Annotated in this window: 7 protein-coding genes; 4 read left to right on the forward strand and 3 right to left on the reverse strand. The window is 62.9% G+C overall.

The genetic code is table 11. The features are described 5' to 3' along the window. The first annotated feature begins 268 nt into the window (after positions 1 to 268). Both C7S18_RS17210 and C7S18_RS17215 read left to right on the forward strand, forming a co-directional pair. Complete coding sequence (locus C7S18_RS17210) at positions 269 to 823, forward strand: ECF-type sigma factor (protein ID WP_170113323.1); 555 nt, start codon at positions 269 to 271, stop codon at positions 821 to 823. Beyond that, on the forward strand, positions 820 to 3,216 hold the full coding sequence (locus C7S18_RS17215; RefSeq protein WP_106892729.1) for a serine/threonine-protein kinase: 2,397 nt from the start codon (positions 820 to 822) through the stop codon (positions 3,214 to 3,216). Before C7S18_RS17210 ends, C7S18_RS17215 begins: the two co-directional genes overlap by 4 nt. Before the next feature lie 279 nt (positions 3,217 to 3,495). On the opposite strand, the gene C7S18_RS17220 is transcribed toward C7S18_RS17215, so the two are convergent. Continuing rightward, entirely contained in the window at positions 3,496 to 6,042 is a 2,547-nt protein-coding gene (locus tag C7S18_RS17220; RefSeq protein WP_106892730.1) for an Ig-like domain repeat protein, read from the reverse strand. Between the two features lie 167 nt (positions 6,043 to 6,209). Here C7S18_RS17220 and tfpB point away from each other — a divergent pair, with 167 nt between their 5' ends. Both tfpB and C7S18_RS17230 read left to right on the forward strand, forming a co-directional pair. Then, complete coding sequence (gene tfpB, locus C7S18_RS17225; RefSeq protein WP_106892731.1) at positions 6,210 to 8,045, forward strand: type IV pilus assembly ATPase TfpB; 1,836 nt, start codon at positions 6,210 to 6,212, stop codon at positions 8,043 to 8,045. 156 nt (positions 8,046 to 8,201) lie between these two features. Continuing rightward, positions 8,202 to 9,965, forward strand: coding sequence for an acyl-CoA dehydrogenase family protein (locus tag C7S18_RS17230; protein WP_106892732.1), 1,764 nt, complete (start codon positions 8,202 to 8,204; stop codon positions 9,963 to 9,965). A gap of 168 nt (positions 9,966 to 10,133) precedes the next feature. Here the strand turns inward: C7S18_RS17230 and C7S18_RS17235 are convergent, their stop codons facing one another. Next, positions 10,134 to 10,817 (reverse strand): hypothetical protein, encoded by a 684-nt coding sequence (locus C7S18_RS17235; protein WP_106892733.1) that lies wholly within the window; start codon positions 10,815 to 10,817, stop codon positions 10,134 to 10,136. Positions 10,818 to 10,920: 103 nt separating this feature from the next. Continuing rightward, positions 10,921 to 13,935 carry a CHAT domain-containing protein gene (locus C7S18_RS17240; RefSeq protein ID WP_170113324.1) on the reverse strand — a complete coding sequence of 1,005 codons (3,015 nt, stop codon included), beginning with the start codon at positions 13,933 to 13,935 and terminating at the stop codon, positions 10,921 to 10,923. Positions 13,936 to 13,937: the final 2 nt, after the last annotated feature.

The following is a 13,937-nucleotide window of genomic DNA, read 5'->3' on the forward strand; positions in this document are numbered from 1 at the left end:
CACTTCGCGATTTCCCCCAATCTTTTTTTCGGGGGCCGGCAAATTCTGTCGTCGACCCCAATGATCGGGTCTGGCACTACCTCCGACCTTAAGACAATCAACACCTTGCGCAAAGCCCCGAACGACAGGGTCGCCACCGGTCCGACCCGCCAGTCGGCTCAAGCCGACCGATTGGCCGGGTTCTTGCCCCCTGACACCGATGTCAGTTGCCGTGTCGCCGTTTACAATCCAGTCAGTTTTCGACCCAAAGCAGGAGCCCTTGCCGACCATGCCCACCGATCCGGGTGTCCTGACGGCGCAATTACAACGCTGGCGCGAGGGTGACGGCGCCGCGATGGCCGCCCTGTCATCGGCGGTGTATGGCGAGCTCCGGCGCCTCGCCGAACAGCGGCTTCGCGGCGAACGCGGCGAAACGCTGCAACCCACGTCCCTGGTCAACGAAGTCTTTGTGCGCCTCCTCGGTGCGGACCGCAATATCCAGAACCGAGCGCACTTCTTCGGCTTGGCGGCGCTCCACATGCGCGCGATCCTGGTCGACCATGCGCGTGCCCGCCAAAGTGAGAAGCGCGGTGGCGATGTGGCGTTCGTGACCTTGTCCGACGTCAGCGCAAACCAGCTGGCCAGCGCCGAATTTCTGGAACTCGACGACGCGCTGACCGCACTTGGCAAGGTCGATGCGCGCGCTGCCCAAGTGGTGGAACTGACCTATTTCGGCGGCCTGGAGCGCGATGAAGTGGCGACAGTGCTCGATATCTCGGTGTCGAGCGTGTTCCGCGCGTTGCGCTTTGGCCAGACTTGGCTGAAACGTGAACTGTCGGCATGACGCCCGCCGACACTAGCATTGCATTCGATCTCCGCAGCGCCTTTGATGCCCTCGCCGATTTACCGCCAGAAGCACGTGCCTCGGCGCTGGCCAACGGTCCCTATAGCGATGCGCAGCGCGAGGAGCTCGCTGAGCTGCTGAGCCATTTGGACAGTGCCGACCCCATCCCGGCGCGAATCATGGCGGAACTCGATCATGACCAGACATCGCTGCCCGAACGTATCGGCTCGTATCGAATTCTGGGCGTGCTCGGTTCGGGCGGCATGGGGCAGGTCTACCGCGCCGAACGTGCGGACGGCCTGTTGACGCAAGCGGTCGCGATCAAACTGATTCGGGCGCGACACGACCCGGCATTGCTGCAGCACTTCAAGCGCGAGCGACAAGTGCTCGCCACATTGCAGCATCCAAACATTGCTCGGTTTCTGGATGCTGGGCTGCACGAAGGCCAGCCCTGGCTCGCGATGGAGTTGGTCGACGGCCGACCGCTGCTGGATTGGCTGCAAACCGAACGCCCGAAACTGGAGCAGCGTATGGCCGTGTTCCTGTCCCTTGCGGATGCCGTCGCGCATGCGCACCAGCGGCTAATCGTGCACCGGGATCTGAAGCCGGCAAACGTCTTGGTGCGCTCAGACGGGCAACCGGTGCTGCTTGATTTTGGCATTGCCAAGATGCTCGATCAGGAAAGCGACCGCACCATCGCCCGCTTCTACACACCCGGTTTCGCCGCGCCCGAGCAATTGGCCGGCGAGCCGATCAGCACGGCAGCAGATGTTTATGCGCTGGGCGTGTTGCTCCACGTGATGTTGTGCGCCGAAATGCCCGAGGCGGGCAAGCGTGCCAGCACCCAGGCGGCGACGGCCGAAGCCTGGCTCGCAGCCGAAGCAGCGGCTGTCCGCGGTGATCTTGACTTCATCAGCCGCATGGCGCGCGCGCCGGCTCTGTCGGATCGCTATCCGAGCGTGACGGCGTTGATCGATGATTTGCAGCGCTGGCGTGACGGACTGCCCGTCCGCGCCGCGCCCGGCCGGCTCTGGTATCGCGGCCGCAAGTGGCTTCGTCGGTATCGCGTCGTGGTGCTCGGCAGCCTGCTGCTGCTGACCCTCGCGGGCAGTTTTGTCTGGCGCTTGAATGAGGAACGCCAGCGCGCGCTGGACGCTGAACAGGCGCGGGCGCGTGAGGCCGAGACCGCCAACGCGGTGACCCAATATTTGGTCGGGCTGTTTTCGCAAGTCGACCCACGCGCCGCCCGGCAAACCAGCATGAGCGCGCAGGAGTTGCTGCAGCAGGCCACCGACAACCTGAACAAGACCACCTTGCCGGCAGGCGACACCGAGGCGCGACTCCGACACGCGATCGGCGCCATCTGGAGCAACCTCGGACGTTTTGATCTGGCGGACCAGGAACTGCAACGAGCCCTGGCCGTACTACCCAAACCCATGCAGGACAGCCGCTTGGCGGCCGAGATCCTCCGCGAGCACGCCCGTGCCTTGCAAGGCCGTGGCCGCCATGGCGAGTCAGTCACACACGCCGAGCAGGCGCTCGCCTTGAGCGAACGATGGATGCCTCCGGACGATCCGAGCCTGGGGCACAGCCTGCATACGGCGGGCGTGGCGCTGATGGAAACCAATCGCGGTCCCGAGGCCGCGGCCCTGTTTCGGCGCGCTGAAGTCATTTTCGGCAGCCGGCGCGAATTGGCGGTGGACCTGGGTTCCAGTCACCACAATCTCGGCTTTATCGCGTCGCGAGAGGGCAAGCCCGCCGAAGCCGAGACGTGGTTTCGGCTGGCGCTGACCGAAAAGATCGCAGCCGTCGGCGCTGATGATCCGCGAACGTTGAATTCGCAGCGCGCGCTGGCCATGAGCCTGGACGAGCAAGGTCGCGGCGCTGAGGCGCTGCCTCTGTTGCAGGACGCGCTCCGCCGCCAGCGGCGTGTCCAAGGGGAAGACAGCCAGGACGTTGCCGTCACCTTGAACGAACTCGGCAATGTGGCTCAGGATTCAGGCGACCTGTTGCTGGCGGAACAAAGCTACCGCGATGGGCTTGAAACTATCCGCCGCACCGATCCGAGTGCGGCAGTCCACACCTTGCTGACCAACAATCTGGCGAGCCTTTATGAGCAAATCGGGCGACTCGTTGACGCCGAAGCGCTACTGGAACAATCCATTGCGCTCCGCATTCAGATCTATGGCACCCGAAGCGCCCAAGTGGCGCGCGCGCAGCACAACCTGGCCCGGGTGCTGCTGAAGCTTGAGCAACCAGCGCGCGCGCACACCATTCTCATGGAATCGCTCGAGACGCGGCGGGCGCTGCTCGCTCCCGATCACGCGGACATTCAAGCCAGCCTGAAGCTGCAGGCGGACATAGAGGCAGCTCTGGGTGCCGGCGCCCATTGAACGCAACGCGGTTCCGGCCGCCCGGTTGATTCGCGAATAGACCCACCTTTTCGTGCGACAGGGACGCTTATCGACCACCCCATCGCCCATTGTTGTCGCGAGCTCGGCAATCCGCATGCGATGGCCATGCCGATCGCAAGCAACCCCCTCTCCCACGCGAGTGGGAGAGGGCTGGGGAGAGGGCTACTTGCCGCACTGCGCCGTCGCAAGAATCGCGCATCGTCGCCGACAGTTTGATGCGCGAATAAGCGCACCTTCGGTCCGCCTGGTGCGCCTACCTCAGTCCCCATGCTCCAGCGCCGCTTTGGCAGCGGGTACCCGAAGCTCGGGCGCGCCCTCGAAGCCATCCACATGCAGCCCGTCATTGACGACGAGGTTCTGATCGGCCGCTTGATCGTTCGCCGTCGACAACGGGTCAAAGCCCACGGGAACGGTGATTGTCGCGATGTTCTCGATCACAGTATCGAGGTCGGCGACGCTCGTCGCCAGCAGATCGAAGCGCACATTCTGGCCGGGCTCGAGATCAACGAGCACATCGAGATTGCCGGTGCCCGCGTTCGGGGTCGGGCAGTTGGCAGTCGACAGATCGGCGCGACACGTCCAGACAGCGGACTGCAGGCTGTTCGGCAACAGATCGTGCACGCGGGCGCCCGTTACGGCGTCTGGACCCGCATTACCCACGACGATCCGATACACCGTGCTGGTGTTTGGCACAACGGTCGTCTGCCCGTCGGTCTTTGCGATCTCCAAATCGGCCATCGGCACCCGGAACAGCGCCTGCACACTGCAATCCGCGACGGCCGGTGCGGTGGTGTAGGTCAGCCCATTCAAGGTGCCGCCACAGCCGGTGACGGTATCGACGCGGAACCCCAATTCCGGCAGTACCTGAAAACTGCGCGCCTGGTTGAGGTTCACGCCGACCACACCGTTCGGACTGATGCTGCCATTCGGCCCCGCCGATGCGATCACGCGAACCTGCACGACATGACTGACGTTCGCCGATTGACTGTTGCCAAACGTGGCGTCGCCCGCATAGGTCGCGCGCAACAGACGGTTGCCGGCCGTATTGAGCGTCACGGTGCACTGCCCTTCAGCGACCGTGCCGGTGCAACTGTCGACCCCATCCGTCACGGTGACCTGACCCGTCGGGGTCTGACCGGGACCCGCCGCTACGGTGTACTGCACGACGATACTGTCACCGCGCAAGCTGGGGTTGCTGCCATGACTGGAGATGGTGACGGACGTCGGCAAGCGCTGCACGGTGACACTCGTACTGGCGGCACTTCGGCACGTACCAAGCGCGCCATCAAACTGCGCGGTGATCGTCCGCACGCCGACGGTGCTCATGGTCAAATCGCAGCTGCCATTCGCCGTTTGCCCGCCCGCCGGAGCCAGGGTCGCCGTGCACTGATTCTGGCCGTCGCTGATGATCAGGTTGCCACCTGGCGTGCCACTTCCAGCCGTTGTACTAACGGTGGCTGCCACGGTGACGACGCCGCCGATCAGCACAGGATTCGGACTGGCTGTGGTGATCTGGGTGACGGTGGTGTTTTGGTTCGACTGGCCATCGTTCAAATAGCGCGCCATGCCAAATTGGGTGTCGTTCAGCAGGCCGCCCGCGAGCAGCAGGCGTTGGTCGGGCAGCAACCAAGCCGTGTACGCACGGTTGAGGTTTTGCACATTGGTCGTCACCACGCCCGTGCCGCCCCAGGTGGTATCCAGCACACCGGTATTGCTGAGCCGCATGGCGGCGAACACAAACGTGCCTGGCTGGGACACGGGCCAACCGGTAACCAGGAGCTTGCCGTCGTTCTGCATCAATACTTGCTCGATCACGTTCTGGCCACCCAGAAAACTCGTGCGCAAGATGCCGTCGCTGGCCATTGCCGTATTCAGCGAACCATCGACTCGAATGCGGGCCAACCCGACGTCGTTCAGGGCGTAGCCCAACACGAACATCTCATCGTTGGCTCCAACCGTCAGATCCTGACCGAAGTCGTCGGCACCGGTTTCACTCAGATCCAGGCTCTTGATGCCATCACCATCGAACGTGGCGTCCAGCACGCCGGCCGCGGTAAGCCGCGCAACCAGCGTATTCCGATTGCTCTGAATATTCGAAGCAGTCGCCCCGGTCACGGCAATGCGGCCGACGTGATCCAGCACCATCGCGCGGATATCCTCGGTGGAACCACCCAGCACGCTGAAGTCGACCCGGCCATCGCCACCACCAAAAGCGCTGTCGAGTGCGCCCGCCGTGGTCAATCGCGCCACCGCAGCGTTGTCGTTATTCGCGATACGCACATAGCCCGCCAGGACCGGGCGGTCCGTCGTGTCCACCCGGATCGCGGTAACCGTGTCGCTCGCCGTGCCATCCGTCGTATCGGACAGCTCAACGTTCACATAGCCCTGACCACCGCCAAAGCTCGTGTCGAGCGTGCCATCAGCCAGAAAGCGGGCAACGAACCCGTCGGCGTCACCCACCGTGATGCGACCTCCAACCAAGATCCGATCCTGGCTGTCTACGGTCACATCGGCCACGACATCAAGACCTGGGATGCTGATGAGGCTCGACCCCGCGCCCGCAAAACGCCGATCCAGGCTGCCGCCCGGCGTCCAGCCGCTGAGACGCAGCGCGCCCCCGCTGCCGCCTACCGTAATGAATCGCCCGGTCGACTGCCGCGCGACGCTGTAGGCCGCTTCGGCGCTACCTAGGTCGGCGATGACTTTGCCCTCACTGCCAAAGCTGCAGTCCAGATCGCCCGGTGCGGCCCAAAGCAGCGCTGGCCAGAGCATCAATGAAAAGCAGGAAAATCGAGCAAGACGCATGGGGCACTCCAGTCAGCGGTTCCGTGCCTCGTGCAAGCGCAGTGCGGCAGCGAAATCGGTCAGATCGGGTTCAAGCGGCGCCAGAAGTGCGCAAAAACGTGCTGCCTGCCGCTGGTTGCCTCCGCTGGTTCGGCGTACGATGGGGCAGCGCAATCGTCAGGTCTGTCATGAGTACTGAGCCGTCCAGCAATAAACCCAAAATCGTCCCGATCCGCACCTTCAGTGGCCACCTGGGCTTCACGGAAGGCAAACGTCTGGATCTGGACGAGGTGCTGGCAAACCTGCTGGCCGACGGATTGGTCGCCGACGAAGATGCCAAACGCACGCGCGTCGCGCGGATCAGCAGTCGGAATGATGTGCATCCGCTGGTCATGATCGCCAATGCCAAACTGAACGATGCCCGGCATCCGGAGAAGGCACTGAGTTTGGAGTATCTCACCGAATGGCTGGCCGGCAAGGCAAAGCTACCGTATCTCAAGATCGATCCAACCAAGGTCGATGTGGCCCGGGTAGGCCAGATCGTGGCGGCAAACTATGCCGCACGCTACCGCATTCTGCCGCTGGCTATTGACGAGACCAGCGTCACCATTGCGACCAGCGAACCGTATGACACGCGTTGGACCGATGACTTGCGCCGCATGCTGCGCCGGGAAGTCCAACTGATTGTCGCGAATCCGCTCGACGTCAACCGGTTCCTGATCGAGTTCTACGGCATTACGCGCGCGGTGCGGAAAGCCAAGGATCAGAAAGACAACGAAAAAGACAGTCGCGGCACGATGCCGAGTCTGGAGCAACTGGTTGAACTAGGCAAATCAGGCGATCTCGGCGCCGAAGACAGTCATATTGTCCGGATTGTCGACTGGTTGCTGCAGTATGCCTATGAGCAGCGCGCCAGCGACATCCATCTGGAGCCCCGGCGCGACGTGTCGCGTGTGCGCTTTCGCATCGACGGCGTGTTGCACAAAGTGTTCGAGTTGCCCACGCCGGTGATGGTCGCGGTCACCGCGCGCATCAAGATTCTCGGCCGCATGGACATTGCCGAACGCCGACGCCCGCAGGATGGGCGCGTGAAAACACGCTCACCCGGCGGCCGCGAAGTCGAAATGCGTCTATCGACCATGCCCACGGCGTTCGGCGAAAAAGTCGTGATGCGTATTTTCGATCCCGATGTGGTGGTCAAGGGCTTTACCGAACTCGGATTTTCGCGCCACGACGAGCAAGCCTGGCGCTCGATGGTCGAGCGGCCACATGGCATCGTGCTCGTCACCGGCCCCACTGGCTCGGGTAAAACCACGACGCTTTATTCGACCCTGAAACAGCTGGCGACCCCCGAGCTCAACGTCTGCACCATTGAAGACCCGATCGAAATGATCGCTGCCGAGTTCAACCAGATGCAGGTGCAGACGAACATCGATCTGACCTTCGCATCAGGCGTGCGCACCCTGTTGCGCCAGGACCCGGACATCATCATGGTGGGCGAAATCCGCGATCTGGAAACCGCCGAAATGGCGGTGCAGGCGTCATTGACCGGCCACCTGGTGCTCTCCACGCTGCATACCAATGACTCGCCGTCGGCAATCACCCGTATGCTCGACCTGGGGGTGCCGCACTACCTGATTCAGAGCACGCTGAACGGGGTCATCGCCCAACGCCTCGTCCGAAAACTCTGTCCGCATTGCAAGACTGTCGGCGAAATCGACGACGCGTCCTGGGCGAGTCTGGTCCGCACACTGGGCCTGCCGAAACCGCATAAAGTGGCGGCGCCAAAGGGCTGCAATGAATGTCGGCACACGGGCTATCTCGGACGCATTGCGATCTACGAGATTCTGTCGATCAGCGATGAGCTCCGCAGTCAGATCAAGGCCAACCTGGATCTTCCGAGTTTCCAGCGAGTCTGTATGAAGTCGGGAATGCGTCCGCTTCGGTATTCGGCGGCCGAACTAGTCGCCAAGGGCGTGACCACGGCCCGCGAAGTGCTGGAAGCGCTGCCGGCAGAAATCTGAGCCACCGCGTGGCCGGCTCGCCCGGTGATGGTTACGTTTCGCTTTTGAATCATAGCGTTACTTATCGTCTGGACCGCGCCACAGCACCCAGCCCGGACTGGAGTCGCGCGGTCAAAGCTTCCCGCTACACTCGGGTAAAACCCAGGGAGCAACGTGATGGCCGCCGACCCGAAAACCCAACCAGGAACCGCCCGCCCCGAGCTGAGTGTCGCGAAGAATCTGTTCTTTGGCGAAATCGTCGAGGAGAACCTGTTTCCGTATCCCGAGCTCCGCGCGAAGGATCGAGAAGTGCTTGGCCTGATGGTCGAATCGATCGACGATTTTCTGAAGCCGCGAGAAAAGGCGTTTCGGGAATACGATACGGCGGCCCACCAGCCCGACGAGTATGTGCAGGCGCTGCGCGACATGGGCTTGTTCGGCCTGATCATCCCGGAGGAACACGGTGGGCTCGGGCTATCGAACGGCGGCTACGCGCGCGTGCTCGCGCAAACGTCGAGCCACGACAGCTCAACGTCGCTGACCATCGGCGCGCATTCGTCGATCGGCATGAAAGGCGTGCTGTTGTTTGGCACGGACGAACAGAAGGCGCGCTATCTGCCCAAGCTCGCGACGGGCGAGATGATCGCAGCGTTCTGCCTGACCGAATCCGGCTCGGGGTCGGATGCAGCGTCGATCCGCACCAAGGCCAGCAAGAATCCTGATGGCAGCTGGACCTTGAACGGCGAGAAGATCTGGATCACGAATGGCGGCATTGCGCAGCTGTACACCGTATTCGCCCGTACGGAAGGCACCGACGGCAAACTGAGCGCCTTCATTGTCGAAGCCGACTGGACCGGCGTGTCCCATGGTCCGCATGAGGACAAAATGGGCATTCGCGCGTCGTCGACAACCACGGTCGCATTCAACGACGTGCGTGTTCCGGCCGAGAACCTATTGGGCGAAGAAGGCAAGGGCTTCAAGGTTGCGATGTCGATTCTGAACAACGGTCGCACGGGCCTCGGTGGCGGCGCAGTCGGTGGCATGAAGAAGTTGATCCAGCTGAGCGTGGCGCAAGCCAAGGATCGCAAGCAGTTTAATCGACCGATCGCCGAGTTCGGCTTGGTGCGCGAGAAGATCGCGCAAATGGGCGTCGATTGTTTTGCGGCCGAGTCAGCCGTGTGGATGGTCGCGCATTACATCGATTCCGGGGTCGAGGACTATTCGATCGAAGCGGCAATGAGCAAGGTCTTTGCGAGCGATGCGATTCAGCGCACCGCGCATGAAGCGCTGCAGATTGCTGCGGGCAACGGCTTCATGAAGGAGTATCCATACGAGCGCCAGACCCGCGATGCCCGAATTCTATCGATCTTCGAAGGCACCAATGAGATTCTGCGGCTCTACGTGGCCCTGTCTGGACTCAAAGACGTAGGCGCCCAGCTGGGCAATCTGAAGCACGCCGTCAGCGACATCTTCTCTGATCCGATCAAAGGGTTCGGGGTGCTCAGTGGCTACGCGAGTCGGCGTCTCTCGCAGCGCACCGGTTTTGGCACCGACAAGATTGTCTCGCAACTGTCGCCAACGCTCCGGAAGGCGGCAGCGCTGTACGAGAAATCCGTGGTCGAGTTGGCCAATGCTTCGGACGAAGTGCTGAAGCAATATGGCAAGGGCATCGCCGATCAGCAGTACATCCTGCGTCGTCTCGGTGATGTGGGGATCGACCTGTTTGTCGGACTCTGTGCGCTGTCGCGCGCCAACTCGCTCGAGCACGGCAAGCATGCCCAAGCGGATGCAGCCGTGAACCTTGCGTGGCTGTTTGCAAAGCAGGCACGGCGCCGAATTGTTCGCAATCTGCGCCAGGTCGCAAAGAACGAAGACGCACCACTGGACCAGGCAGCGGCGTTCTTTCTCGACCACGGCAGCTATCCGTGGGACGTAATCTGACCGGATTTATCTGCAGCTTTGGCGCTACTGGCTTTCACCCCGGAACCAATCCAAATCACCGGCTGTTCCCCAAATCCGTAGGGCAGACCCCTGTGTCTGCCCTGGAATGGGCGACGAAGCGGGCGACTTGCGGCCAAGTGTCGTCTCGATACCGCCTACGCCCCCGACTCAATCCCCGTCTCGGGTCAGCACGGTGCCATCCATGATCAACAATTCGATCGGGCCGGTGCCCGACGTGGGCACTTGATACAGCTGAACGGATTGACTGCCGCCACTCCCATTCAGGGTCAGCACGTTGCCGCGAATGGCATACGTCCCGCGATCACCACCATGACTGCCACCCGACACCTCGCTGCCATCGCTGGTCGAGCGCACCGAGGCGGCTTGATTCGACACATACTGGCCGTTGCCATTGAACGTGATGTCATAGGCTGTACTGATCCCGCCATAACTCGCGCCGCCGTAATAGCGCCCCTGAACCCGCCCGGCATCGTCGATCGGCTTGATCGGGGCGTGGCCATAGCCATAGAAATCGAATCCCTCGCCCGAACTGTCGATGCGAATGGGCCCCTCCTGCACGGTGCCATCGGCCCAGACGATTTTCAGCGTGTCGCCATGACGCTCATAGGTACCAATCCACGTGGGGCTGACTTGCCGATGCTTCGCGAAGTCAAAATGCTCCAGATCGCCGCCGACATCGCCGGCCACCTGGCCATTCTGAAACACAAACAAACGGTTGCTCAGATATCCGCCCGCGAACTCCGTGCGGAGGTAGGCACCATCCGGCACCGACCCGGACCGTCCACAACCTGCTATCAGACCCAACATCAGCGCCAACCAGACATACCGCATACCTGCTCCTTTGAAATATCCCGGGCGGCTTGCCCGGACCGTTGCAGACGCATGAAAAGCGCGGCAAACGGCTCATGTTTTTGGAAGATGTTCCGAGGCCCACTTAACGCCCGCCACTGAGCGTGAACGCCGCCCAATAGTAGGCTTGCAACGGCTGCTCGGGTAGCTCTGGCTGTAGCCCGATCTGCCGGGACAACTGCGTCCACCACCGTTGATCGCGCGCCGCCTGCAACCAACCACGCTGGGCAGCCGCCAGTGCTTCGGCGCTCTGCCCTTGCACCGCGAACGACTCGTGCAGATCGGGCATCAGAATGGCGGTCGCCGCATCCGAAATCGGCCAAAGACTCGCAACGACCGACGCCGCGCCAGCCGCATGAAATGCGCTGGTCAACCCGAGCACTCCGGGCCCCGCGAGCTCCTGCCCCCGGGCACTGGCACAAGACGACAACACCACGAGCTTGGCCTGGAGCGGCACCTCGCTCAGCACTTCGGCCGCCGACAAGTGACCATCTTGCCGCGGATCGGCGCCGGTGCCGTCGACTTCAGACAGCGCAATGTAGGACGCCATGGGCGCCTTTGCGTCCAGCACCGAGTGCAACGCGAAATGCGCGACCGCGGCATTGGGTAGCTTGGCCCGCGCAGCCGATTCAGTCGCCGCCGGACCCAGCAGCAGTTCAGCGCGGTCACCATAACGTTCGGCCACTTGCGACGCTTCTTGCCGCGCACCCGGCAGGGCTTGCAATTGTTGACGCTCGCCATTCGCTTGCGGCAAGCGACTCAACGCGCCAAAGTCGGGATCACCAAACGCCACTGCCGTCGTCGCCTGTTGCGACCGTCTTTGAATCTGCAGCCAGACATCGCTCGACGCGGCCGTCGCCAAGACCTTCGATTCGATCAGGAAGCGTGGTCCGTCGGTCGTCAGCTCGGTGACCAACGCGGGCCAAGGCACTTGGAGTAACGGCCCGTCGGCCACCAGAATCCAATGTGTGCTGTCCGCCAATGCGGGCGCCAGTGGCTGCAACAATTGCTCGAAAAGCTGGTGGGCCTGTTCAAACTGCGCCGAAACGCTCGCCGGGTCTTTCAGCGCGCGATTGCTGAGCAGCAAGAAGCGTTCGAGGTCGGCGCGCAACGTCGCCGAGCTGATGGGCAAGCGCTGCACCACCATCGGCGCCTGGCGCCGGTCAATCAGCACCAGGATTTCGTCGGGCAGCACGAGCCAACGCACCATTGCCTGATGGGCGGCCAGATGCTCGCGCGGATTGGCCGCTGTCTGCAAGAACTGCAGCCAATGCTTCGGGGCTTCGACATCCGGCACATCCAGCAACGCGAGCAACGCCTGAAAGCGATAGCGTCGATCCAGCCGATCAAGGCGCACAAAATCAGACTGATCGGCCGCACGCTGCATCGCGCGCTTGTAGAACGGTGCGTACTGATCTGCCCATTGCGCCCGGAGCAGCGGCGTGCCACCGACCGCCGCGCGATGCGCCTCGAACGCGGTCAACGCCTGGTCGTCCAGAATTGCCGCCTGCGTCGGATTGCCTCGCGCTGCTGCGAGCGCTGCTTGCAGCGAGTCGAGACTCGCCCGTTGCACACCAGCCACGTGCATGGCCGTCGCCGTGGCCACTGCGGCGCTCAGACTTTCGTCTGCCCGATCCCAATCCTTGGCCTGCAGTTCGCACTCAGCTTGCACCAGTAGTGTATTCAACACACCCGCGCCTTGTTGCTGACGCTCGCGGTACGCCGCCAAGGCCGCGTTCGTATCGATCAACGCGGCAGAACAATCGCCCGCGCGAACGGCCACGCTGGCCCGATATTGCGCGGCATCGGCAAGCAGCATCGTCCCCTCGCGCACGCGTTGCGCCTCGGGCGCTACAAGGCGAATCAGCAACGTATCGAGCTCGGCCCGCGCGGCAGCAGTCGCGCCAGCCTGGTGCAAGGCGTTCGCATATTGCACGTGCAGTGACAGAGCCTCGTATGACCACGGCGACACCTGATCCGACGCCCGCACCGCATCGGCCAGCAACAGCACGGCCTGCTGAAACTCGGCACGTCGGCTCAGCACTTCGGCCACGCCCGCGAGTGCCTGGAAATACAGCAACGAGCCCGGCTGCCGCTTCTGGAAAATCGCGAGTGCCAATCGCGCCTCGTGCTCGGCGTTGGCCAGCTCACGATGTTCAAGCGCCATCAGATGCAAGTTGAAATGCCAGCGGCCCAACTCCAGGTGGATGGGCGACAGTGCGGCTAGCGTGGCCAGTGCGTCGCGATATGCCGATCGGGCCGCGTCCAGTTGCCGCTGCATCTGCAACCACACTGCCCGACGACCCTTGAGAATGGCGAGCTGAATGCTGCCAGGCGCGCGTTCGATGAGCACGGCCTCGGCCTCGTCCAAATCTTGTTTGGCGCGCTCGAATTCCCGCGCCCGCAACTGGCATTGCGCCGACACCAATCGTGCCTCGGCATGCAACACACTGTTTGCAGCGTCCCGGACGACCCGACCAACCAGCGCGGGCACCGACGCGCAGTCGCGCAAGCGCAGCGCCGACTCCGCCCGCAACAATGCAAGCAGCGCCCAACTGGCACGGGTCGCATCATCAACTGGGCCGGTCGGCGCCGTCGCCAACAACGCGTCGATCCGCGCGAGTTCGGGCGCTTGGTCGCTCAGTGCCGGCAATTCCTGGGCCTGGCTGATCGCAACTTCCAGAACCTGCTCCGGCACCTGATCGCGCAGCCATTGGTAGTGCTGGCGCGCCGTCTCGACATCTTGCGCACGCGCTGCCGCAATCGCCAACCGCAAGCGTTCGCCGGCATCGTCAGCGGGACGATCGGAATGCGGCAATGCCAGCCATTCGCCGCTCCGACCGGGAAGCGTTGGTGTGCGCTCGGCTCCGTCAGCACGAATGCTGCGCAGCCGCTCATGCTTCCGCCAAGCCCACACATCGGTGACGGCCGGCCCAGGATCAGGCAACGTGTCTCCGATCTGCAGCGTGAACCCACGGGTGCTGGCGTCGTCTGGAATCAGCACAACGGTCCACGTCGCCGCCTTGGCATGGGTCGCGGCGAACAGCAGCGACAAGCTCACCGCACAAGCGATCTTGGGCAATTGCGCCGGCAGACGCATCG

The sequence above is a fragment of the Ahniella affigens genome, assembly GCF_003015185.1.
GTDB lineage: Bacteria > Pseudomonadota > Gammaproteobacteria > Xanthomonadales > Ahniellaceae > Ahniella > Ahniella affigens.

What these genes read in the sequence shown, in the direction of transcription:
- C7S18_RS17210 (WP_170113323.1), top strand. Translation starts at nt 269, where the DNA reads ATGCCCACCGATCCGGGTGTCCTGACGGCGCAATTACAACGCTGGCGC.
- C7S18_RS17215 (WP_106892729.1), top strand. Translation starts at nt 820, where the DNA reads ATGACGCCCGCCGACACTAGCATTGCATTCGATCTCCGCAGCGCCTTT.
- C7S18_RS17220 (WP_106892730.1), bottom strand. Translation starts at nt 6,042, where the DNA reads ATGCGTCTTGCTCGATTTTCCTGCTTTTCATTGATGCTCTGGCCAGCG.
- tfpB (WP_106892731.1), top strand. Translation starts at nt 6,210, where the DNA reads ATGAGTACTGAGCCGTCCAGCAATAAACCCAAAATCGTCCCGATCCGC.
- C7S18_RS17230 (WP_106892732.1), top strand. Translation starts at nt 8,202, where the DNA reads ATGGCCGCCGACCCGAAAACCCAACCAGGAACCGCCCGCCCCGAGCTG.
- C7S18_RS17235 (WP_106892733.1), bottom strand. Translation starts at nt 10,817, where the DNA reads ATGCGGTATGTCTGGTTGGCGCTGATGTTGGGTCTGATAGCAGGTTGT.
- C7S18_RS17240 (WP_170113324.1), bottom strand. Translation starts at nt 13,935, where the DNA reads ATGCGTCTGCCGGCGCAATTGCCCAAGATCGCTTGTGCGGTGAGCTTG.